At 65.7% G+C, this 21,078-nt stretch carries 22 protein-coding genes; 11 read left to right on the forward strand and 11 right to left on the reverse strand.

Going from position 1 to position 21,078, the window contains the following annotated elements; all coding sequences use genetic code 11:
- The first annotated feature begins 13 nt into the window (after positions 1-13).
- The gene (locus RCF34_RS11480) at positions 14-328 is read left to right on the forward strand and encodes a DUF2388 domain-containing protein (RefSeq protein WP_308708288.1); all 315 of its coding nucleotides are present in this window, start codon (positions 14-16) and stop codon (positions 326-328) included.
- 79 nt (positions 329-407) lie between these two features.
- Here the strand turns inward: RCF34_RS11480 and gcvH are convergent, their stop codons facing one another.
- A complete protein-coding gene (gene gcvH / locus RCF34_RS11485) occupies positions 408-791 on the reverse strand; it encodes a glycine cleavage system protein GcvH (RefSeq protein WP_308708289.1) in 384 nt (127 codons plus the stop codon).
- Between the two features lie 77 nt (positions 792-868).
- A complete protein-coding gene (locus tag RCF34_RS11490) occupies positions 869-1,912 on the reverse strand; it encodes a glycoside hydrolase family 5 protein (RefSeq protein ID WP_308708290.1) in 1,044 nt (347 codons plus the stop codon).
- Between the two features lie 441 nt (positions 1,913-2,353).
- On the opposite strand from RCF34_RS11490, the gene RCF34_RS11495 reads away from it, so the two are divergent.
- From RCF34_RS11495 to RCF34_RS11510, 4 genes are all read left to right on the forward strand, one after another.
- The gene (locus tag RCF34_RS11495; protein WP_308708291.1) at positions 2,354-3,688 is read left to right on the forward strand and encodes a sorbosone dehydrogenase family protein; all 1,335 of its coding nucleotides are present in this window, start codon (positions 2,354-2,356) and stop codon (positions 3,686-3,688) included.
- Between the two features lie 126 nt (positions 3,689-3,814).
- Positions 3,815-4,489: a response regulator gene (locus RCF34_RS11500; RefSeq protein ID WP_064308173.1), complete on the forward strand. Its 675-nt coding sequence runs from the start codon at positions 3,815-3,817 to the stop codon at positions 4,487-4,489.
- Positions 4,486-5,862: an ATP-binding protein gene (locus tag RCF34_RS11505; RefSeq protein ID WP_308708292.1), complete on the forward strand. Its 1,377-nt coding sequence runs from the start codon at positions 4,486-4,488 to the stop codon at positions 5,860-5,862. Before RCF34_RS11500 ends, RCF34_RS11505 begins: the two co-directional genes overlap by 4 nt.
- Before the next feature lie 108 nt (positions 5,863-5,970).
- On the forward strand, positions 5,971-6,585 hold the full coding sequence (locus RCF34_RS11510; protein ID WP_308708293.1) for a glutathione S-transferase family protein: 615 nt from the start codon (positions 5,971-5,973) through the stop codon (positions 6,583-6,585).
- Positions 6,586-6,590: 5 nt separating this feature from the next.
- On the opposite strand, the gene RCF34_RS11515 is transcribed toward RCF34_RS11510, so the two are convergent.
- A complete protein-coding gene (locus tag RCF34_RS11515; protein ID WP_308708294.1) occupies positions 6,591-7,841 on the reverse strand; it encodes an HD-GYP domain-containing protein in 1,251 nt (416 codons plus the stop codon).
- A gap of 106 nt (positions 7,842-7,947) precedes the next feature.
- On the opposite strand from RCF34_RS11515, the gene RCF34_RS11520 reads away from it, so the two are divergent.
- Complete coding sequence (locus RCF34_RS11520) at positions 7,948-8,835, forward strand: acyltransferase (RefSeq protein ID WP_308708295.1); 888 nt, start codon at positions 7,948-7,950, stop codon at positions 8,833-8,835.
- 71 nt (positions 8,836-8,906) lie between these two features.
- On the forward strand, positions 8,907-10,340 hold the full coding sequence (gene mdtD / locus RCF34_RS11525) for a multidrug transporter subunit MdtD (RefSeq protein WP_308708296.1): 1,434 nt from the start codon (positions 8,907-8,909) through the stop codon (positions 10,338-10,340).
- Positions 10,341-10,427: 87 nt separating this feature from the next.
- On the opposite strand, the gene RCF34_RS11530 is transcribed toward mdtD, so the two are convergent.
- On the reverse strand, positions 10,428-10,637 hold the full coding sequence (locus RCF34_RS11530; protein ID WP_133860530.1) for a cold-shock protein: 210 nt from the start codon (positions 10,635-10,637) through the stop codon (positions 10,428-10,430).
- Positions 10,638-11,047: 410 nt separating this feature from the next.
- On the opposite strand from RCF34_RS11530, the gene RCF34_RS11535 reads away from it, so the two are divergent.
- Entirely contained in the window at positions 11,048-11,740 is a 693-nt protein-coding gene (locus tag RCF34_RS11535) for an HAD-IA family hydrolase (RefSeq protein ID WP_308708297.1), read from the forward strand.
- Between the two features lie 43 nt (positions 11,741-11,783).
- On the opposite strand, the gene RCF34_RS11540 is transcribed toward RCF34_RS11535, so the two are convergent.
- Together RCF34_RS11540 and RCF34_RS11545 are read right to left on the reverse strand one after the other, a co-directional pair.
- Positions 11,784-12,998 carry an NAD(P)-dependent oxidoreductase gene (locus RCF34_RS11540; RefSeq protein ID WP_308708965.1) on the reverse strand — a complete coding sequence of 405 codons (1,215 nt, stop codon included), beginning with the start codon at positions 12,996-12,998 and terminating at the stop codon, positions 11,784-11,786.
- 287 nt (positions 12,999-13,285) lie between these two features.
- Positions 13,286-14,779, reverse strand: a complete 1,494-nt coding sequence (locus tag RCF34_RS11545; RefSeq protein WP_308708298.1) for a lipid II flippase MurJ — start codon at positions 14,777-14,779, stop codon at positions 13,286-13,288.
- Positions 14,780-15,095: 316 nt separating this feature from the next.
- Between RCF34_RS11545 and RCF34_RS11550 the strand changes: the two genes are divergently transcribed.
- Together RCF34_RS11550 and RCF34_RS11555 are read left to right on the forward strand one after the other, a co-directional pair.
- Complete coding sequence (locus RCF34_RS11550) at positions 15,096-15,350, forward strand: YebG family protein (protein WP_007161283.1); 255 nt, start codon at positions 15,096-15,098, stop codon at positions 15,348-15,350.
- A 55-nt stretch (positions 15,351-15,405) separates the two neighbouring features.
- Positions 15,406-16,359 carry a nucleoside hydrolase gene (locus RCF34_RS11555; protein ID WP_308708299.1) on the forward strand — a complete coding sequence of 318 codons (954 nt, stop codon included), beginning with the start codon at positions 15,406-15,408 and terminating at the stop codon, positions 16,357-16,359.
- Positions 16,360-16,441: 82 nt separating this feature from the next.
- On the opposite strand, the gene fba is transcribed toward RCF34_RS11555, so the two are convergent.
- The 5 genes from fba to epd form a co-directional block, all read right to left on the reverse strand.
- Positions 16,442-17,506: a class II fructose-bisphosphate aldolase gene (gene fba, locus RCF34_RS11560; RefSeq protein ID WP_308708300.1), complete on the reverse strand. Its 1,065-nt coding sequence runs from the start codon at positions 17,504-17,506 to the stop codon at positions 16,442-16,444.
- 118 nt (positions 17,507-17,624) lie between these two features.
- Positions 17,625-17,954: an MliC family protein gene (locus tag RCF34_RS11565; protein ID WP_308708301.1), complete on the reverse strand. Its 330-nt coding sequence runs from the start codon at positions 17,952-17,954 to the stop codon at positions 17,625-17,627.
- Positions 17,951-18,142 carry a hypothetical protein gene (locus RCF34_RS11570; protein WP_158890124.1) on the reverse strand — a complete coding sequence of 64 codons (192 nt, stop codon included), beginning with the start codon at positions 18,140-18,142 and terminating at the stop codon, positions 17,951-17,953. The genes RCF34_RS11565 and RCF34_RS11570 overlap by 4 nt, the downstream gene beginning before the upstream one ends.
- Before the next feature lie 5 nt (positions 18,143-18,147).
- Positions 18,148-19,311 (reverse strand): phosphoglycerate kinase, encoded by a 1,164-nt coding sequence (locus RCF34_RS11575; RefSeq protein ID WP_308708302.1) that lies wholly within the window; start codon positions 19,309-19,311, stop codon positions 18,148-18,150.
- Between the two features lie 27 nt (positions 19,312-19,338).
- A complete protein-coding gene (gene epd, locus RCF34_RS11580; RefSeq protein ID WP_308708303.1) occupies positions 19,339-20,382 on the reverse strand; it encodes an erythrose-4-phosphate dehydrogenase in 1,044 nt (347 codons plus the stop codon).
- 463 nt (positions 20,383-20,845) lie between these two features.
- Here epd and nrdH point away from each other — a divergent pair, with 463 nt between their 5' ends.
- Complete coding sequence (gene nrdH / locus RCF34_RS11585) at positions 20,846-21,070, forward strand: glutaredoxin-like protein NrdH (RefSeq protein WP_059230613.1); 225 nt, start codon at positions 20,846-20,848, stop codon at positions 21,068-21,070.
- The last annotated feature ends 8 nt before the right edge of the window (positions 21,071-21,078 follow it).

Consider the following 21,078-nt stretch of genomic DNA (forward strand, 5'->3'; position numbering starts at 1 on the left):
GGAGATTTCATCCATGCGCCTGAAGAAGCTTGCCCTGGTTTCCCTGATCGGCCTGCCACTGCTGGCCGCGACCACCGCCGCCCATGCGGATGCGCGGTTCTGGCGGCATGCCGCGACCCTGGGGGCGACCTCCGGCTCGTTCTATACCACCAGCCGGGACGACCACAAGATCGTCGCTGCCACCCAGGACGATGCCAGTTCCTACCTGGCCAGCAACGGCCAGATCCGTGGTCCCTACCTGGAAGCTGCGCTGCGCGACATGCGCGCCGCCGAGCCGGGCCTGCAGGCCAGCGACAGCGATCTCGCCATGCGTATCCTGACCCAATAAGGGCCAGGCAAAAAAGAACCCCGCCGGCCATGCCGAGCGGGGTTCTTTTTTATCCGGGCTCAGGACGGCGAGCGGCGCCTCAGCTTTCGCTGGCCGCGCGATAGCCGTCGGCGTCGAGCAGCCTGTCCAGCTCGGCCGCATCCTGCGGCTTGAGCTTGAAGAACCAGGCGCCGTAGGGTTCGCCATTGACCTGCTCGGGCGCGTCCGCCAGCGCCTCGTTGACGGCGATCACCTCGCCGCCCACCGGGGCATAGATGTCCGAGGCCGCCTTGACCGACTCCACCACTCCGGCCTGGTCACCGGCGGCGAAGGTCTTGCCGACTTCCGGCAGCTCGATGAAGACCACATCGCCCAGGGCCTCCTGGGCATGGTCGGAAATGCCGACGGTCACGCTACCATCGGCTTCCAGGCGCGCCCATTCGTGGCTGGCGGCATAACGCAGGTCGGCGGGAATCTGGCTCATGAGAGGTCCTCGGGGCTGGCACGGTTAAAAGGCAAGGGTAGCCTGCCGACCCCGGGGACCGCCATCGCCGGCCGGGCTTAATTGGGCCCGATACTCGCGCAGCTGCTGTTGTCGACGTACTTCTTCAGGGTCGCCCACTGGGGTCGATCCACGCCGTTAATGGGTTCCACCGCCAGGTTGTAGGTGCCCCAGCCCGGACCGGCGGCCCAGTAGGAGGCCGGGATGCAGTGCTGCTTGAGATAGGCCAGCATGTTGTCCATGGCCACCAGCCAGCGCGGATCGTCGTCCGGCACGCCGAATTCGCCGATGTAGCCCTGCTTGCCGTTCTTCTTCAGCCAGTCGACGAAGGGCTTGACGCGATTCACCCCGACCATGGGATCGAAGCCGCTCATGTCCTTGCTGGCGTACTGGCCGCCGCCATCGTTATCGAAATAGACGTGGGCGGAAAAGATCAGCTTGTTGGCCGGGTCCTTGAGCGCCAGCAACGGATCGTTCCACTGCGGCCAACGGGTGGCGCTGGACCAGCCATTGCCCTCGACGATGATCGGATGGACGCTGTCCACGGTACGGATGCCGTTGATGCCGTGCTGGGCGGCGGTCGGCCAGAAGGCCACGGCGTCGTGGGGCTCGTTCATGATGTCGTAGCCATAGAGCGCCGGATGCTTGCCGAAGCGGAAAGCCAGGCGATAGGTCACGTCCCAGTAGTTGAAATAGGTGACCTTGCCGGCGCCGATGACCTCGCCGCGATAGCGCGCATAGTTGTGCAGGTCAAGGATCACCTTGACGCCGTACTTCTGGGCGTAGTTGAGCGTCTGGGTGACCAGGGCGCCATAGTCCGGGTCCAGCATCGAATTCAGCGTCGGCTGAATGCGCTCCCAGATGATTGGAAAGCGCACCAGCTTGATGCCCTTGGCGCTCCAGTCCTTGAAGTGCTGTTCGCTGGGGAAGATGTAGTTGCGGTTGTTGAGACCAGGCAGCACCTGGCTGGCGAAGCCGGCACCGGAAAAGTTGAGACCGACCAGTTCGACCGCCTGGGCCGAACCGAAGAGGGCGCTGCTCAGGGCCAGGGTACCGGCCAGACGCAGGGAAAACTGGCGCAAGCGCCGGGTGAGGGATTGCATGACTGCACCTGTGGAAAAGAATACTCCCCGCCCCCGCAAGCTAACGGGTTCTGGCGTGGGCGAGCTCAGGCAGCCGCGTCCCGTTGCGGCGCCGCTGGGTGCGACTTCGTCGTCATTGTTGGGGCTGCTATCGGCATCACCGCCCCCGGCTTTAGCGAATTTTTCCCTGAAAAAACAGTCGGTTACCTTTTAATTCGCGCCAGATAGCCGCCACTTTTCCGCACCCGGCGGCACAGCCGAGCTAACGCCTTGAATCGGCAAGACATTCTGTATCCATAAAAGACCGAGCGAGACGTGGTGACACGCAAAAGGACCAGTCTTCTACAAAGAGTCATTTTCAAGACCGACCGGAACGGACCTGGAGGATGACCCCAGGACCGGGCTCGGAACGTTCATCGCAAGCCGGGCTCTATCCTGCGAGACCTTCGCGAGAGCCCCGCCATGCCCCTGCGCGCACCCTATCCCTTGCGTACCCTGGCCCTGGCCCTGGCCCTGGCCGCCGTGACCCTGCTCGGCTGCGGCGAGACCGCGCGACTGCAACGCGAAGCCGGGTATGGCCCGACCCCCACCTTGCCGGAGCCCCACAAGACCCTGTTGCCGACCATCAACGTGGCGCCGGCGATCGGCTGGTCCGAGGGCGGCAAGCCCACTGCCGCGCCCGGCACCCAGGTCCAGGCCTTCGCCCGCGGCCTGGACCATCCGCGCTGGCTCTATGTGCTGCCCAATGGCGATGTGCTGGTGGCGGAAAGCAATGCGCCCAGGCGCGATGATTTTCCCGGCCTCAAGAACTGGATCGCCGGCCTATTCATGAAGAAGGCTGGCGCCGGGGTGCCCAGCGCCGACCGCATCACCCTGCTGCGCGATGCCGACGGCGATGGCGTCGCCGAGACCCGCAGCGTCTTCGCCGAGCAGCTGCATTCGCCCTTCGGCATGGCGCTGGTGGGCGAGGACTTCTATGTCGCCAACGCCGATGCCCTGGTGCGCTTCACCTATCGTTCCGGTGCCACCCACCTGGAAGGCCCGGGCACCCGGGTCACCGACCTGCCGGCCGGCATCAATCACCACTGGACCAAGAACGTCATCGCCAGTCGCGACGGCAAGAAGCTCTATCTCACCGTGGGCTCCAACAGCAATGTCGGCGAAAACGGCCTGGATATCGAGGAAGGTCGCGCCGCCATCTGGGAGCTGGACCGCGCCAATGGCCAGAAGCGCCTGTTCGCCACCGGCCTGCGCAATCCCAACGGGCTGGATTGGGAGCCCACCACCGGCACGCTGTGGACGGTGGTCAACGAGCGCGACGAGATCGGCAGCGACCTGGTGCCTGACTACGCCACCTCGGTTCAGGACGGCGGCTTCTATGGCTGGCCCTACAGCTACTGGGGCAAGACCGTGGACAGCCGGGTGCAGCCGCCCCATCTGGATCTGGTGGCCAAGGCCCTGACGCCCGACTACGCCCTGGGCGCCCATACCGCCTCTCTGGGCCTCGCCTTCGCGAGCGCCGACAGCCAGTTGCCGACGGCTTTCCGCCAGGGGCTGTTCGTCGGCCAGCACGGCTCCTGGAATCGCGATCCCAAGAGCGGCTACAAGGTCATCTTCGTGCCCTTCCAGGACGGCAAGCCCAGCGGCCCGCCGCGGGATCTGCTGACCGGTTTCCTCAATGGCAAGGAGGAGGCCCAGGGGCGCCCGGTCGGGGTGGTCAACGATGGCCGCGGCGGCCTGCTGGTGGCCGACGATGTCGGCAATACCCTCTGGCGGGTCAGCGCCCAGCGCCCCTGAGATTTCGTTAATCCGGCCTTAAGCGCCCTGACCTAGGCTAGAAGCCGACCATCCTGGGGGATGGTCACCGCTCTTGCCGAGGCCGGCCCGGAGCGGTACAACCGCTCCACCGCCTGGGAAAATCCGATGAGAATACTGCTGGCCGAAGACGACATGCTGCTGGGCGACGGCATCCGCGCCGGCCTGGCCCTGGAAGGCGACACCGTCGACTGGGTGACCGATGGCCAGGCTGCCCAGGCTGCGCTGGAAACCGATCCCTTCGATCTGGTGGTGCTCGACATCGGCCTGCCCCGCCGCTCGGGACTCGAGGTCCTGGCCGCCCTGCGCAAGCGCGGCGATGCCACCCCGGTGCTGATCCTCACCGCCCGCGACAAGGTCACCGACCGGGTCACCGGCCTGGACACCGGTGCCGACGACTACCTGACCAAGCCCTTCGATCTGGACGAACTGCTCGCCCGGGTGCGTGCCCTCACCCGGCGCAGCGCCGGCCGGGCGCTGCCGCAACTGGAGCACAACGACCTGCGGGTCGATCCGGCCACCCACCGGGTGACCCTGGCCGGTCAGCCGGTCGAACTGGCACCGCGCGAATACGCCCTGCTGCGCCTGCTGCTGGAAAACATGGGCAAGGTGCTCTCGCGCAATCGCCTGGAACAGGCGCTCTATGGCTGGGACGGCGACGTCGAGAGCAACGCCATCGAGGTCCATATCCATCACCTCAGGCGTAAGCTCGGCAGCAGCCTGATCCGCACCGTGCGCGGCATCGGCTACGGCATCGACCAGCCCGAGCGGCCGGCCCCATGACCGACGGCCCGGCCGTCTCGCTGCGGCGGCGTCTGCTCACCCTCCTGCTGTGTGGCATCTTCGCCTGCTGGTTGATCGCCGCGCTGGTGACCTACCAGCTGGTGCTGCGCCAGGTGAATCGCCTGGCGGACGAGGACATGCTCGACTTCGGCTCGGCCGCCCTGCACCTGGCCACCCTGAGCGAGGGTGGCGACCACAGCCTGCCGCCCGCGGCGCGCGCCCTGGAGCGCAGCCGTACGGCCATCGCCGACCTGCCGCTGTTCAAGCGCCGCAACGCCCTGGGCTATCTGCTGCAGGCCGGTGACCAGCGCCTCGGCACCCCCGCACCGCCCGCCGGCCTGGCCGACCAGCCGCCCGGCTTCAGCAGTCTGCTGGCCGAGGGGCAGCACTGGCGCGTGCTGCGCCTGAGCAGCGGCGACGGGCGCATCTGGATCTACGAGAACCTGGCCGATCGCCGCGGTGCCACCAACCTGCTGCTGCTCGGCTCGCTGTTTCCCCTGGCGCTGGCCCTGCCGGTGCTGGCCGCACTCATCTGGTTCGGCGTCACCCATGGTCTGGAACCCCTGCGCCAGCTGGCCGCGCAGATCAAGCAGCGTTCCGCCCAACGCCTGGAGCCCCTGGCGCTGAATCGGGTTCCCCTGGAAGCCGCGGTCCTGGTCGAGGAGATCAACGCCCTGCTGCAGCGCCTGGACGGTGCCCTGGAAGCCGAGCGGCGCCTGACCAGTGACGCCGCCCACGAGATCCGCACGCCCCTCGCCAGCTTGCTGACCCACACCCAGGTCGCCCTGCGTTCCAGCGATCCCCAGGCCCACGCCCGCGGCCTGGTGCAGGTGCGCCGCAGCGCCGAACGCATCAGCCAGCTGATGGAGCAGATCCTGCTCCTGGCCCGCCTGGACAGTGGTGCCCTGCAGGAGCAGTTCGTCGCCGTCCACCTCGGCCGGCTGGCGGCGGATACCCTGTCGGAACTCGCGCCCCTGGCCATCGAGAAGAACATCGACCTGGTGCTGGAGGACCAGGAGGTCACGTTGTCCGGCATTCCCACCTGGCTGAGCGTGCTGCTCACCAACCTGGTGGGCAACGCCATCCGCTACACCCCCAGCGGTGGCCAGGTATTGGTGCGGGTCGTCGAGGACGTGCCCGGCCGGGTACGCATCAATGTCTGTGACAGCGGCCCCGGGGTCAGCCCGGAAGAGCGGGCGGTGATCTTTACCCGCTTCTACCGCAGCGAGAGCGCCGGCCAGAACGTCGGCAGCGGCCTGGGTCTGCCCATCGTCAAACGTATCGTCGAAATCCATGGCGGCAGCCTGCACCTGGGCGAAGGCCTGCAAGGACGCGGGCTGGGGGTGTACGTCGAGCTGCCCGGCCTGGCCTGATCCGGCCAGCTACGACCAAGGCCATCTTTTATCCGAGCCGGCCTAGGGCTTACAGTGCAGGGATTCGCCACGAGCGAATGCAGTCCTGCATTCTGGAGAGCCCGGCCCATGTCCATGATCCTGTACCACACTCCCGCCTCGCCCTTCGGTCGCAAAGTCGTGGTGATGCTCCACGAGACGGACCTGATCGAGCAGGTGGAGGTGGAAATCGTCCAGCAGACGCCGCTCAATCCCAATCGCGACGTCCTCGATACCAACCCCGCCGGCAAGATACCCGCCCTGCGCCTGGCCGATGGCACCTGCCTGCACGACAGTCGCGTCATCCTCGACTACCTGGACACCCTCCACGAGCGCACCCCGCTGATCCCGCGCCAGGGCCCGCAGCGCTGGCGACGCCTGACCCTGGCCTCGCTGTGCGACGCCATGATGGAGGCCGCGGTGCAGATCCGCTACGAGAGCTTCATGCGCCCGCCGGGTATGCAGTGGAAGCTCTGGCTGGACAACCAGCAGGAAAAGATCGCCCGGGCGCTGGACTACTTCGAGCGCGAGGCCATCGCCGAGCTGGAAGGCGAATTCGACGTGGCCTGCCTGGGCATGGCCTGCCTGCTGGGCTATCTAGACTTCCGCATCCCCACCTTCGCCTGGCGCAGCGACTGCCCGCGCATCGCCGCCTGGTACGCCCGTACCGGCGAGCGTCCCTCGCTGCAGACGACCCGTCCCTGAGCCGGCTAGGCCTGCTGCCAGAGCCGCTCCAGATTGCGAAAACCCCACTCCTCCGGTTCCTCCCGCCGCACGATGCGCTCATCGGCGGGCGGCCGGGCGAGGTCCAGCAGCCGCTGCGGCAGCGGCGTGCGCGAGCGGGCGGAAAAGAATACCCGCACCTGCGGGGTCAGCAGGCTGTCCGGGTGCTGCTCGATCACCACCGCCAGCTGCTCGTTGCTCAGCCGTACCAGGGAGCCGATCGGATAGATGCCCAGCGTCTTGACGAAGGCCTGGAACACCCGGGGATCGAAATGCCCCTTCCACTCCGCCATGCGCCGGATCGCTTCGGCGGGACTCCAGGCGGTCTTGTAGGGTCGGGTCGAGGAGATGGCGTCGTAGACGTCGCAGACCGCGGCGATGCGCGACAGCAGACTGATCTGGGTACCGGCCAGGCCATGGGGATAGCCGCTGCCATCGAATTTCTCGTGATGGTGCAGGCAGACATCGATGACCTCCGCGGTCGCGCCCCACTGCTGCAGCAAGGCGACGCCCTCCTCGGGGTGCCGCTGCATCACGGCGAATTCCCCCTCGGTCAGCTTGCCCGGCTTGTTGAGCACCTCGAGGGGCGTGCGCATCTTGCCCACGTCATGCAGCAGGCCGGCCTGGCCAGCCAGTTGCACCTGGTCCGCCGGCAGTTTCATCTGCCGTGCCACCGCCGTCATCAGGGCACAGACCGACACGGAATGGATGTAGGTATACTCGTCGGCCGTGCGCAGCCGCGTCAGACTGACCAGCGCCGTGGGATGCCGCAACACCGACGCCGAGATCTGCTCGACCACGGTCGCCACCTCGCTCAGCTCGATGGCCTGGCCCAGGCGCACGTCCTGGAACAGCCGCGCCACCTCCTGCTTGGCGTGGGCGCTCACCGCGGAAGCCTGGGCCATTTCCTGCGGACAGCTCAAGGCGGCGCCCGGCGCTGTGCCCGGAACCGGAACGGCGACTGGGGGCATATCGGGGGCAATGGCCTGCGCGGCGAGGGGCTCAGGGAGCAGCAGCGGATCCACCGCAGGCGAGCATTCGGCCTGCGGCGGACAATCCAGTCCCTTGGCGATATCGATCCACACGGCGATCACGGCGCTGTCCTGGATCTTCTGCAGGTCGCGCGGTTCCTGTAGCAGGAAGCGCGCCTTCCAGAACGGATGGTCGATCCAGCTGCCTTCGAATCTGTGGATGTACATGCCGAGGCAGACCTCGGCACTGGTAACCTTCTTGAGCATCGGCGTTCACTTCGCAGCTGATCGGCAGCAGCCATCCCGAGCGGATGATCGCAAAATGCTATGTCACGCCAAAGACCATCGCCCCAAGTTCTAGACGAGAGAATCCATGCACCTCCTGACCGGTATCACCGTCTCCGCGCTGCTCCTGCTGAACACCCTGGTCATGATCGGTCCGCTGCTGGCATTCGCCCTGATCAAGCTGCTGCCCAGCGTCGCGCTGCGCGACGTCTGCTCCCGGGTGGTCACCGCCATCGCCGAGACCTGGGCCGAGATCAACAAGGCCATCTTCGCCCGTCTCACCCCCACCGCCTGGGACATCCGCGGCACCGAGGCGCTCAACCGGGACAGCTCCTACCTGGTCATCTGCAACCACCAGTCCTGGGTCGATATCCCCGCGCTCATCGAGACCTTCAATGGCAAGGTGCCCTACTTCAAGTTCTTCCTGAAGAAGGAGCTCATCTGGGTGCCCTTCCTGGGGCTCGCCTGGTGGGCGCTGGACTACCCCTTCATGAAGAGATACACCCGCGCCCAGCTGGCCCGCCGCCCGGAACTCAAGGGTGCGGACCTGGCCATCACCCGCCGCGCCTGCGAGAAATTCCGCCGCCAGCCAGTGACCATCGTCAATTACCTGGAAGGCACGCGTTTCACCGCCGCCAAGCATGCCGAGCAGCACTCGCCCTATCGCCACCTGCTCAAGCCCAAGGCCGGTGGCATGGCCTTCGTCCTCGCCGCCATGGGCGAGCAGCTGGACACCCTGCTGGATGTCACCCTGGTCTATCCGGACGGTCGCGTGCCCGGCTTTTGGGACCTGCTCTGCGGACGCGTCAAACGCGTTATCATCGATATTCGCGCGCGACCTCTGGATCCGGCGCGCTGGGCGGGTGACTACAGCGAAGATGCGGAATTTCGCGCAGGCTTCCAGCAGTGGGTCAGCACGCTCTGGGCAGAGAAGGACCAGCGGATCGAGGCGCTGCTAGATTCCCGCTCGCGCTGATCGAGCGGGGCACCCTGCCGCGTGCAGACAGTCAGAGAGCGGGTAGTCGGCTGTCTCGACAAGGATCTCTCATGCCCACCCCGACGCTGGATACCACCACGACCCGCTGGCTTCCCTGGCTGATCGCCGTCGCCTTCTTCATGCAGTCGCTGGACGCGACCATCGTCAACACCGCCCTGCCGCGCATGGCCGCCGACCTCGGCGAGAATCCGCTGCGCATGCAGGGGGTGGTGATCGCCTACCTGCTCACCGTCGCACTGTTGATTCCGGCCTCGGGCTGGATCTCCGATCGCTTCGGCAGTCGCCGCGTCTTCTTCACCGCCATCGCCCTCTTCACCTTTGGCTCGCTGCTCTGCGCCCTGGCACCCAGCCTCAACCTGCTGATCGCCGCCCGGGTCATCCAGGGGCTCGGGGGTTCGCTGATGCTGCCGGTGGGGCGCCTGGTGATCCTGCGCGTCTATCCGCGCAGCGAACTGGTGCGCATCCTCAGCTTCATCACCATTCCCGGCCTGATCGGTCCCCTGGCGGGCCCGGCGCTGGGCGGCTGGCTGGTGGAAGCCGTGTCCTGGCACTGGATCTTCCTGATCAACCTGCCGGTGGGCATCATCGGCTGCCTGGCCACCCGCCGCCTACTGCCGGATCTGCGCAGCCCCCTCCCGCAACGCTTCGACGGCCTGGGCTTCCTGCTCTTCGGCACCGCCATGATCCTCATCAGCATCGCCCTGGAAGGCCTCGGCGAACTGCACCTGCCCCATGTGCGGGTGGTGCTGCTGCTGATGGGCGGCATGGCCTGCATGGTCGCCTACTGGCTGCGCGCCCTGCACCACGACCAGCCGCTGTTTTCCGCCGAGCTGTTTCGCATCCGCAGCTTCGCGGTGGGTATCTTCGGCAATCTCTTCGCCCGCCTCGGCAGCGGCGCCCTGCCCTTTCTCATCCCGCTGCTGTTCCAGGTGGGCCTCGGCTATTCGCCGACCCAGGCCGGCCTGCTGATGATGCCCCTGGCGCTGTCGGCGATGCTGGCCAAGCCCATCGCCGGTCCGCTGATCGGGCTGCTCGGCTATCGGCGCCTGCTGGTGGGCAACACCCTGCTGCTGGGTTGCCTGATCGCCAGTCTCGCCCTGATCGGCCCTGCCACGCCCTTCGTCTGGCTGCTCATCCACCTGGGCATCCTGGGTGCGGTGAATTCCATGCAGTTCACCGCCATGAACACCATCACCCTCATCGACCTGCACGACCAGCAGGCGGCCAGTGGCAACAGCCTGCTGTCGGTGGTGATGCAACTGGCCATGAGCTTCGGCGTCGCCTGCGCCGCCGCGTTGCTGGGCGGCTTCCAGGACGACTATGGAGACACCGAGGTGCTGTCCGCCTTTCGCGCGACCTTTCTCAGCGTCGGCGCCCTGTCGATGCTGGCGGCGGCGATCTTCCTGCAGGCCTCGCGCGAGACCGGCCGGCGGGTCAAGCCGCTGGCGGCCGAGCCGGAAAAGAGCGCGCAGAACGTGGAGTGAGGCGGCTGGCCACGCCGATCAAACCGACAGAAACGAAAAACCCCGGCCAGGCCGGGGTTTTTCGTGAGCTTCGGGCGACGTCAGGTGTCAGACGACCTGTACGCGCTCTGCCTGCATGCCCTTCTGGCCTTGCACGACTTCGAAGCTGACCTTCTGGCCTTCAGCCAGGGTCTTGAAACCAGTGCCTTCGATGGCGCGGAAGTGCACGAACACGTCCGGACCGCTCTCGGGAGTGATGAAGCCATAGCCTTTGGTTTCGTTGAACCACTTGACGGTACCGTTCTGACGATTCGACATGACGGGTGTTGCTCCTTGGAATCACGAGTTTGTTATTGACACTGGCTGGCGCGGTAATGCGTTGCATTGACCAGACGCCCGGTACTGAGTTGCAAGGAGTAACAAGAATCGAGCAGCAAGGGGTGGACGAAGAGCCTACCGCCTCAGGTCACGATCGACGGCGACCCAAGCAAACACAGTTCTCGAACTCTACGCCATATTTTTCTGGAAAGCGATTACCCTCCGGAGGGCGAAATCCTTTTTGACAAGGGCTGTTTTGTCATGCCGCGCAAGGTACTGTCGAGCCGGTTTTCGACCACCCGGACAGCCCTGCAAAACCGCGCCCAGACTGCTTCGCCGCCGTCTGCCGCCTCTGTCGAAGGGCCTGGAGCCCACTGCTCCGCCCTGAAATCCCCCTGCAAGGAATACCGATGAACGTCACCCCTGTGGAACTGCTGATCAGCGATTGCGATGGCGTGCTGGTCGACAGTGAGATCCTCGCCGAGCGGGTCGTCCTCGACGGCCTGGCCGCCCATGCGCCGCGCGCCGAACTCGAGGCCCTGCTGCACGGCACCTTCGGCCTGACCACCCGGGATATCTTCGCCCTGGTCGAACAGCGCTTCGGCATCACCCTGCCGCCGGCGCTGTTCAGCGACCTGCGCGCCCAGGCGGAAACGCTGATCGCTACCAGCGTCGAGCCCATTCCCGGGGTGAAGCGTGCCCTGGAGAGCATCGACCTGCCGCTGGCGGTCGCCTCCAACAGCCTCAGGCACAGCGTCGAATCCTCGGTCCGCCGGGCCGATCTGGTGGCGCGGGTAGCGGGCCACATCTTCAGCGCCGACATGGTCGCCCAGCCCAAGCCGGCACCCGATGTCTATCTGCTCGCGGCCAGGACCCTGGGCGTCGCGCCGGAGCGCTGCCTGGTGATCGAAGACAGCGCCACCGGCGCACGCGCGGCCCTGGCCGCCGGCATGCGCGTCATTGGCTTCACCGGTGCCAGCCATATTCCGCCGAGCCATGGCGAGACCCTGAGCGCCCTGGGCGTGACCGCGCTGATCGCCCATATGGACGAATTGCCCGCGACCGTTGCCCGCCTCCGCGTAGCCGCCAGCGGCGGGCAATAAAAAAGGGGCCCTCAGGGCCCCTTCGCTTTCCGTGTCAGCGGAATCAGGACAGGACCGCCCCCACCGCCTTGGGCAGCGCCACCGGTGCCAGGTCGGCAGCCGCGTTCCAGGCCGCCTCGCTCAGCTGGGTTTCCAGCAGCTGGCGATGGATGGCTTCGCGGTGCTGTTGCAGGACGATGTCGAGGGCGCGGCTGGGCGTCAGTTCGACGTCGTCGAAGGTGACGATCTGACCCGGCTCCATGGCTCGCTTCAGGACGCTGTGCTTGAGCAGGCCGATCGGCAGGTGATCCGGGCACTCGGCGATCTTCACCGCTTCGCCGCGCACGCTGTAGCCACCGATGCCGCGCTCGATGACGTCGCCTGCCGCCATGGGCTTCTTCATGATGGCGGCCACGCTCAGGGTCGGCGTGGTGGAGTTGTTGAGCAGGATCTTGCCGCCGGCGATGACGCGTCTCAGGGTCTTGCCGACCTCCAGGGAGCACAGGTGGAAGGGGCGCACCAGAACATAGTACGGACCCTTGCCCAGCTTGAAGTATTCGATGGCGCCGGCCTGGTCTTCGTCATGGCGACCGACGACGAAGACGCCACCCGCAGAGTAGCCGCTCGGGATCACGTAGTCGACGATGGGCTTGCCCAGTTGCTCGGCCATCTGCGCCAGGATGTTCGCGCTGTCCTGCAGGTTGGTCGAGTTGAGGCCTTCCAGACCCTGGCGGGTGATGGTGGCGCCATAGTTGTTGCCCACCACCACCTGCTCGATCTGCACCTTGGTGCCATCGGTGAAGGAGGTGGTCTGGTCGACGCTGGTGCCCTGGCGCGCGGACCAGTAGGCCATGTCTTCCGGCGTCGGGTTATGGTTCAGATAGCCCTTCATGTTGCCGTAGACCAGCGGCTTGAAGCCCATCTGCACGGCTTCTTCGTGCAGCGCCGCCAGCGAACCCGGCTGGTCGCCCTCGGCCTCGGTCAGGAAACCCTTGCCAGCCAGGTAGGAACCGGTCGTCACCTGCAGTTCGGCATTGATGGTGACCACCTTGATGCCAGCTTCGAAGGCGCGCTCGATGATCTCGGTACCGTGGTAGGGGTCGCCACTGCATTCCACCAGCAGATCGCAATGATCGATGAGATCCGCCACCGACTGGGTGAGCGCCTCGGTCAGCGGATAGTCGGTGACCGTGGCGATGGGCCGGCGGGTCAGGACGCGGGTCACGGTCATGTCGTCATAGTGACGGCTGATGAGCCGGGCCAGGCAGCGCGAGATCATGCCGGTACCGACGATGCCGATACGGGTGACGGGGGATTGGGAGGACATAGGATCGATTCCTTTCAAAGAGAATGTCGGTGGCGAGCAAAGCCACCATGCGAAGTGCCGACCCCAACTGCGTGTCCGATCTCTTGCAAATGGAAAAACCGCTTCCATCAGAAATTCTTTGACTGGGATCAATCTTTCCGTGCGACTCGAAGCCAAATCAAAAATTCACGACTTCGTAACAGATAGCGATCAATGGCTGCAGATCGCCACCTTTTTCCTTGCCGTCCAGCGACGGCGGTTCAACTCGTCGGTTCTGCGCGCCCCGTGCCGTCATTACCGCGCGCCCAATAGCCGCGGCGGAACAGGTCACGTTCGCCCAGCGCCAGCAACAGCACCAGGAAGCCCAGCATCGCCACGCTGACGCTGATGATCAGCTCCAGCAGGCCGACCGGCTTGGGCAACAGGAAACTCAGCAGGGCCACCGCACTGCCGGCACTGAACCAGCGCAGCAGCAGCGACAGGTGCAGCCCGGCCAGCGAGTGGCGATAGAGCGCCAGCGCCATGAACACGGCCTGCAGGAAGGCCCCGGTGGTAAAGGAATAGGCCAGCCCCTGGGCACCGAACGGCTGGTAAACGGCAGCGTCCAGCGCCACGGTGATGAAGGAGCTGGCCAGGGTGGTGTAGAGGAAGGTCCGGGCACGCTGCTGCGACAGCAGGGCACGCCCCCACAGCAGGGCCAGTCCCATCCAGGGCAGGCCCAGGGCATAGGCCACCACCAGGGTCGCGGTCGCCGCGCTCTGCTCGGCGCCAAAGGCTCCGCGCTCCAGCAGGACCTTGACCACCGGCTCCGAATAGCTGAACAGCACCACGGCGGCCGGCACCAGGAACAGCAGGGTCCCGAGCAGCGCCTTGCGCATCAGCGCGCTGTACTTGTCGGCATTGCCCTCGTTCCAGCTGCGGGTCAGCTCGGGAAAGATCATCGCCAGGATGGACAGCGCATAGAGCGTCAGCGGAATGGTCACGATGCGGTAGGAAAAGGACAGCATGGTGATATTGCCTTCGGCCAGCAGCGAGGCGAAGAAGCGCTCCGCCAGCATGCAGCCCTGCTGGGCACCGGCGGCGAGCAGCACCGGGGCGAAGGTCACGGCGAAGGGACTGCCCTCGGGCTTCTCGAAGGCTACCGAGCGCTGGCTGAGATAACCCAGCCGCCGGTGCTGGATGACGATCAGCAGCACCTGGGGCAGCAGCATGCCGGTGAACAGCGCGATGCCACTCGGCTGCAGGATGACGATGGCCAGGATGGCGCCCAGATTGAGCATCAGGGTGCGGGTCATCGGCAGGATGAAGATGCGATCCAGGTTGAGCAGCGCGCCTTGGCAATAGAGGATGGCCTGCACGCAGATCAGCAGGGTCCCGACGGCGAAGACCAGCTTGCCGGTCTCGACCTGCTCATCGCTCCAGCCGGGGGCCAGGGCATGCATCAACCAGGGACTGGCGAGGACACCGATCACCGACAGCAGCAGGCCGAACAGGCCGATGCGCCAGTACAGCCAGCGACCGACCTGCTCGTACTGGACGTTGCAGCGGTCACGGATACGTTGCAGATAGGGAATCATGGCATCGCGCAGGGCGAGGCCGAAGAAGCTCTCGAAGAACACTGGCAGGATGAGCGCGACAAAGATCAGGTCGGCTTCCCAACTCACACCGAATTGCCGGGCGATCAGCAGGTCCCGCAGGAACCCCAGCAGGAAGCTGGCGACGGTGATGGCCAGGATGATGAGGGTCGAACTCACGCCCGCACCTCGGTCGACCCAGAGAGGCCAAGCGCGGCAATAAGCGGACGGATAAAGATGGCAGGCATGGGCGGTCTCGTTCCGTGAGCCGGAGGTGATCCGGATAAAGGCGGGCTGTGATGCCCGTTTGGTCCAGACTCAGAGACCAGCTTCCGCGCTTAAGTTTCCCGAGGCAAATTCGGAGACACGCAGAAATGTCGAACGATTGGCAAATTGCCATGACTCGCCGGAGGCTGACCGCCGAGCGGTAGTCCTTGCAATCCCGTGGCAAGCCAACTACTGTATATATAACCAGATACAGAATACGAGGTGACGCATGGCCGTCGAAGTGTTGTATCGCAGCAGCCGAGATCCGGAGCGCCTGTTCATGGATAAAGCCGAAGCCGATCGTCACGATAAAATGTTGGAGCTGGCTGAGTCGCTCGCCAGCGTGCTGGACAAGGCCGTACCCGGTCTTGCCGAGAAGCAGTGCGAAGACCTGGGGCTGTTCATGGCCCGCAATCGCGAGGTCTTTGCCCGGGCGTTTCGCAACCAGCCGGATGCACTGGGCGAGTTGGACCTGCCCAGCTAGCAGGGGCGCTACCCCTCGGGTAGCCTGGGAAGAGATCTGAGCCGGAGAAAGCCTCTTGTCCCTTCCCATCATCTTCGATACCGATCCTGGCGTGGACGACGCCCAGGCCATCGCCCTGCTGTTTGCCGATCCCGAATTCGAGGTGATCGGCCTGACCACCACCTTTGGCAATGTGCCGGTCACCACGGCGACCCGTAACGCCCTGCTGCTCACCGAGCTGGCCGGCCGGGATACGCCCGTCGCTGCGGGTGTCGCCGAACCTTTGGTCAAGCGGGCCGGCAACCATGCCCTGCACGTGCACGGCCAGGATGGCCTGGGCAACCAGCAGCTGCCCGCGCCGAGCCAGACGCCCCATGTCCTGGATGCGGCGCGCTTCATCGTCGAGCAGACCCGCCTGCGACCGGGTGAGATCACCCTGGTGGCGGTCGGGCCGCTGGGCAACCTGGCCCTCGCCCTGGCGCTGGATCCCACGGTCGCCGAGCGCGTCCGCGAGGTGGTGGTGATGGGCGGCGCCATCGTCGAGCCGGGCAACGTCACGCCGGTGGCCGAAGCCAATATCTTTTCTGATCCCCATGCCGCGGCGCGGGTCTTCGCCGCCCCCTGGCCGCTGACTCTGGTCGGCCTGGACGCCACCCACCGCGCCGTGCTCGACCCGCCGCGCCTGCAGCGCATCGCGGCGCGCCAGGGCGCCCTCGGTGAGGTGCTTGCCCGCAGCTATGATTTCTATGCGGACTTCTACCGCAGCGTGAAGGACATCGACGGCTGCCATCCCCATGACAGCTGCGCCCTCGCCTACCTGCGCCGCCCCGAGCTGTTCCACACCGCGCGCGGTCACCTCAGCGTCGGTACCGAAGGTCTGGCGGAAGGCCAGACCTTCTTCGCGCCCGAGGGTCGCGCCTACCTGGACGGGCGCTGGTCCGGCAACCCGCTGGTAACGGTCTGCCTGGGCATGGACGGCGCCGCCATGGTCGCCTGGATGGAAGAGGTCCTGACCGCGACCGAGCGGTAAGGAGCGGCGCGCCGCCGTTCATGCGCCAAGCGATCGACAGGCGAAAAAAAGGCCCCTTGCGGGGCCTTTTCTACATCCCGGATCAGTTGACCTTGGGATCCAGTTCGCCGCGGGCATAACGCTCGAACATGACGTCCAGGGAGATCGGCTTGATCTTGGAGGCCTGGCCGGCGGTGCCGAAGGCTTCGTAACGGGCGATGCAGACATCGCGCATGGCGGTCACGGTCTTGGCCAGGTACTTGCGCGGATCGAACTCGCTACGGTTCTTGGCCATGAACTCGCGGATGGCACCGGTGGAGGCCAGGCGCAGGTCGGTGTCGATGTTGACCTTGCGGACGCCGTACTTGATGCCTTCGACGATCTCCTCGACCGGCACGCCGTAGGTTTCCTTGATGTCGCCACCGTACTCGTTGATGATCTTCAGCCACTCCTGGGGCACCGAGCTGGAGCCGTGCATCACCAGGTGGGTGTCCGGGATACGCGCATGGATTTCCTTGATGCGCTGGATCGACAGGGTGTCCCCGGTCGGCGGCTTGGTGAACTTGTAGGCGCCGTGGCTGGTGCCGATGGCGATGGCCAGGGCGTCGACCTTGGTGGCCTTGACGAACTGGGCGGCTTCTTCCGGATCGGTCAGCAGCTGGCTGTGATCCAGGGTGCCTTCGGCGCCCACGCCGTCTTCTTCACCGGCCATGCCGGTTTCCAGGCTGCCCAGGCAGCCCAGCTCGCCTTCCACGGACACGCCGCAGGCGTGGGCGAAGGCCACGGTCTGTTGGGTGACGCGCACGTTGTAGTCGTAGTCGGACGGCGTCTTGCCGTCGGCCATCAGCGAGCCGTCCATCATCACCGAGGAGAAGCCCAGCTGGATGGAACGCTGGCAGATGTCGGGGGTGGTGCCGTGGTCCTGGTGCATGACCACCGGGATGTGCGGGAATTCTTCCACCGCGGCCAGGATCAGGTGACGCAGGAAGGGAGCGCCGGCGTACTTGCGGGCACCGGCGGAGGCCTGGACGATGACCGGCGAATCGGTCTTGTCGGCGGCTTCCATGATGGCGCGCATCTGCTCGAGGTTGTTGACGTTGAAGGCCGGAACGCCATAGCCGAATTCGGCGGCGTGATCCAGCAGCTGACGCATGCTGACGAGTGCCATTGGTGATTATCTCCCTACAAAGGCGGTGGTGGCGCCAGCCTGCATGAGCGGCTGGCAGGGTTCAAGCGGCCGACCCCTGGCCGCCCTGGATTAATCGGTTCAGCTGACATTCGCCCGTTCAAGGCGTCCGGCAGCCGCGACCGATGAGGTCGTTGCTGGCGATCCAGTAGACGAGTCCCTGGTCGCCGCGGATATGCAAAGCCACCAGCCCGTCGGTATAGGACTGGCCGTCGGTGGCCGGTTCGCGGTTGAGATGACGGATCAGGCCATCGCCTTCCAGCTTGAGGTCGACGATGGACTGGCTGCGATCCACATAGCGCCAGTCGAAGGCCGCCGTGGAATCGCAGACCCAGTGGGTCCAGCCGCCGGTCTGCTGCGCGCCACGGCCGGCGCAACCGGCCAGCAGGGCGAGACTCAGCAGACCGAGGGCGAGCGTGCGCCCCTTCACTGGGCGCAACCGCTGGCAGGACGGCTGGCGTTGCCAGTGAGCGTATCGACGCGCTCGCCGTTCTGCGCCGTGGGCGTGGCGGCCGCCGCGGGTGGCGGCGCGAACACCGCGCAGGCCTTGTCGGCATTGCCACCGGCGCAACCGGCCAGCATCAGGACAGCGGAACAGACGAGCAGCGGCGTACGCATGGCGATTACTCCTGGGCGCGTTGCTGGAGGACTTCGACGGCCGGCAGGACCTTGCCCTCGACGAATTCGAGGAAGGCGCCGCCGCCGGTGGAGATATAGGAGACCTTCTCGCCGATGCCGTACTTGTCGATGGCGGCCAGGGTGTCGCCACCGCCGGCGATGGAGAAGGCATCGCTGTCGGCGATGGCCTGGGCCAGGGTGCGGGTGCCTTCGCCGAACTGGTCGAATTCGAAGACACCGACCGGACCGTTCCAGAGGATGGTCTTGGCCGACTTCAGCAGGTCGGCGAATTGCTGGGCGCTCACCGGGCCGATGTCGAGGATCATGTCGTCGTCGGCCACGTCGTTGATCGACTTGGTGACGGCTTCGGCGGTCTCGGCGAATTCCTTGGCGACCACCACGTCGACCGGCAGCGGCACGCTGACCTTAGCGGCGATGGCCTTGGCGGTGTCCACCAGATCGGCTTCGTACAACGACTTGCCGACCTTGTAGCCAGCTGCGGCCAGGAAGGTGTTGGCGATGCCGCCGCCGACGATCAGCTGGTCACAGATCTGCGCCAGGGAATTGAGCACGTCCAGCTTGGTGGACACCTTGGAGCCGGCGACGATGGCCGCCATCGGCCGGGCCGGATTGCCCAGCGCCTTGCCCAGGGCGTCCAGCTCGCCGGCCAGCAGCGGACCGGCCGCAGCGACCTTGGCGAACTTGGCCACGCCGTGGGTCGAACCCTCGGCGCGGTGGGCGGTGCCGAAGGCGTCCATGACAAAGACGTCGCACAGGGCGGCATAGCGCTTCGCCAGGTCATCGGCGTTCTTTTTCTCGCCCACGTTGAAGCGCACGTTCTCCAGCAGTACCAGCTGACCCGGGTCGACCTGGACGCCGCCCAGGTAGTCCTTCACCAGCGGCACCTCGCGGCCCAGGGCCTTGCCCAGATAGGCAGCGACCGGTGCCAGGCTGTTTTCCTCGCTGAATTCGCCCTCGGTGGGACGGCCCAGGTGCGAGCAGACGATGACGGCGGCACCCTTTTCCAGGGCCAGCTTGAGGGTCGGCAGGGCGGCGACCAGGCGGGCATCGCTCTTGATCTGGCCTTCCTTCACCGGAACGTTGAGGTCTTCGCGGATCAGGACGCGCTTACCCTTCAGATCGAGGTCGCTCATTTTCAACACGGACATACAGGCAATCCCTTAGTTGTGCTTGTTTCAGGTGGGCTTGGCGATGCGCAGCCAATGGCCGGCGACGTCGAGCATGCGGTTGGCGAAGCCCCATTCGTTGTCGAACCACACCAGCAGATTGACCAGTCGGGGACCGGAGACGCGGGTCTGGCTACCATCGACGATGGCGGAATGGGGATCGTGGTTGAAATCGCAGGAGGCGTGGGGCAACTCGGTGTAGTCGATCAGCCCGGCCAGGGGACCGCTCCGGGCGGCATCACGCAAGAGGGTGTTGAGGGCGGGGGCCGTGGTGTCGCGGCCGACGATGCAGGTGATGTCCAGGCAGGAGACATTGACCGTGGGTACGCGCACGGCACGGGCCTGGATGCGCCCGCCGAGCTCGGGCAGCAGCCGTTCGATGCCTCGCGCCAGGCCGGTCGCCACCGGGATGATCGACTGGAACGCCGAGCGCGTCCGCCGCAGATCTTCGGCATGGTAGGCGTCGATCACGGGCTGGTCGTTCATGGCCGAGTGGATCGTGGTGATGGAGACGTACTCCAGACCCAGGGTCTCGTGCAAAAGTTTCAGCACCGGGACGCTGCAGTTGGTGGTACAGGAGGCATTCGAGACCAGCGTCTCGTCACCGCGCAGCGCCTGCTGGTTGACCCCGTATACCACGGTGGCGTCCACGTCGGTCTCGCTGACCATGGGCTGGGAGAACAGCACCCGCGGCGCGCCTGCGGCCAGGAAGCGCCCGGCCTCGGCGCGGGTGCTGAAGGCACCGGAGCATTCCAGCACCAGATCGACGTCCAGTGCCGCCCAGTCGACCCGCTCCGGTTCGGCCTCCCGGCGGATCGCCAGGGCCTGGTCGCCGATGCGCAGGCGTTCACCCTCCAGCGCGACCCGCCCGGGAAAGCGGCCATGGGTGGAGTCGAAGCGGGTGAGATATTCCAGGCTGGGCCGGTCGGCCAGATCGTTGAGAGCGACGATGGCGAGCTCGGTGGCCGCGCCGCGCTCGTGCAGCGCACGCAACACGCAACGACCGATGCGACCGTAGCCGTTGAGAGCGAGGCGATAGCGAGCGGAACTCATGCGTGAACGGACCCGGGCGCAAGCGAAAGGCCGATTATGCGGCGGTTCGACGACGAATGGGAGTCGCCAGGGTAGTCAGGTCGACTTTCGCACTACAAAAAGGCGTTCTCCTTGGCAGACAGGAAAGAAATCCGCCGCCTAGCCTGGGCCTCCTGCCGCATCCGCGCGGGATCGTTGTCAGCCGAGCAACGGTGAAGGTAGTTCCATGAACGTCAGGACTACCCAAGGAGCCCTTCAGGGGCAAGCAGCAATCGTTACCCAGGGGTGATAGATCAACAGCATGACCCAGATCAAAAACCCCACTTGTTGTGTTATAGAAATTACAAAACACCATATGTAGTATCTGGACCGAACTTGAGGCCCAAGCCGAACTCGAAGGAAGAGACCCGCGCCGCCCTGGCAAACGCCGGCTGGCGTCAGGCTTTTTCCTTTGAATTCGCCCCACTGAGGACAGGAGTCAGCCATGACCATCACCATCTACAGCAAGCCCGCCTGCGTGCAGTGCAACGCCACCTATCGTGCCCTGGATCGCCAGGGCATCACCTACCAGGTGGTGGATATCGAGCAGGACGCCCAGGCGCGCCAGACCGTGGAATCCCTGGGCTATCGCCAGGTGCCGGTGGTGGTGGCCGGTGACGACCACTGGGCCGGCTTCCGCCCGGACAAGCTCGGCCAGTTGGTGGCCTGAGGCGCTCA

This window comes from Pseudomonas sp. 102515 (assembly GCF_031085165.1).
In the GTDB taxonomy this organism is placed as follows: domain Bacteria; phylum Pseudomonadota; class Gammaproteobacteria; order Pseudomonadales; family Pseudomonadaceae; genus Chryseomonas.

Coding starts and splice junctions, on each gene's coding strand:
- RCF34_RS11480 (WP_308708288.1), top strand. CDS start 14: ATGCGCCTGAAGAAGCTTGCCCTGGTTTCCCTGATCGGCCTGCCACTG.
- gcvH (WP_308708289.1), bottom strand. CDS start 791: ATGAGCCAGATTCCCGCCGACCTGCGTTATGCCGCCAGCCACGAATGG.
- RCF34_RS11490 (WP_308708290.1), bottom strand. CDS start 1,912: ATGCAATCCCTCACCCGGCGCTTGCGCCAGTTTTCCCTGCGTCTGGCC.
- RCF34_RS11495 (WP_308708291.1), top strand. CDS start 2,354: ATGCCCCTGCGCGCACCCTATCCCTTGCGTACCCTGGCCCTGGCCCTG.
- RCF34_RS11500 (WP_064308173.1), top strand. CDS start 3,815: ATGAGAATACTGCTGGCCGAAGACGACATGCTGCTGGGCGACGGCATC.
- RCF34_RS11505 (WP_308708292.1), top strand. CDS start 4,486: ATGACCGACGGCCCGGCCGTCTCGCTGCGGCGGCGTCTGCTCACCCTC.
- RCF34_RS11510 (WP_308708293.1), top strand. CDS start 5,971: ATGTCCATGATCCTGTACCACACTCCCGCCTCGCCCTTCGGTCGCAAA.
- RCF34_RS11515 (WP_308708294.1), bottom strand. CDS start 7,841: ATGCTCAAGAAGGTTACCAGTGCCGAGGTCTGCCTCGGCATGTACATC.
- RCF34_RS11520 (WP_308708295.1), top strand. CDS start 7,948: ATGCACCTCCTGACCGGTATCACCGTCTCCGCGCTGCTCCTGCTGAAC.
- mdtD (WP_308708296.1), top strand. CDS start 8,907: ATGCCCACCCCGACGCTGGATACCACCACGACCCGCTGGCTTCCCTGG.
- RCF34_RS11530 (WP_133860530.1), bottom strand. CDS start 10,637: ATGTCGAATCGTCAGAACGGTACCGTCAAGTGGTTCAACGAAACCAAA.
- RCF34_RS11535 (WP_308708297.1), top strand. CDS start 11,048: ATGAACGTCACCCCTGTGGAACTGCTGATCAGCGATTGCGATGGCGTG.
- RCF34_RS11540 (WP_308708965.1), bottom strand. CDS start 12,998: ATGATCTCGCGCTGCCTGGCCCGGCTCATCAGCCGTCACTATGACGAC.
- RCF34_RS11550 (WP_007161283.1), top strand. CDS start 15,096: ATGGCCGTCGAAGTGTTGTATCGCAGCAGCCGAGATCCGGAGCGCCTG.
- fba (WP_308708300.1), bottom strand. CDS start 17,506: ATGGCACTCGTCAGCATGCGTCAGCTGCTGGATCACGCCGCCGAATTC.
- RCF34_RS11570 (WP_158890124.1), bottom strand. CDS start 18,142: ATGCGTACGCCGCTGCTCGTCTGTTCCGCTGTCCTGATGCTGGCCGGT.
- RCF34_RS11575 (WP_308708302.1), bottom strand. CDS start 19,311: ATGTCCGTGTTGAAAATGAGCGACCTCGATCTGAAGGGTAAGCGCGTC.
- epd (WP_308708303.1), bottom strand. CDS start 20,382: ATGAGTTCCGCTCGCTATCGCCTCGCTCTCAACGGCTACGGTCGCATC.
- nrdH (WP_059230613.1), top strand. CDS start 20,846: ATGACCATCACCATCTACAGCAAGCCCGCCTGCGTGCAGTGCAACGCC.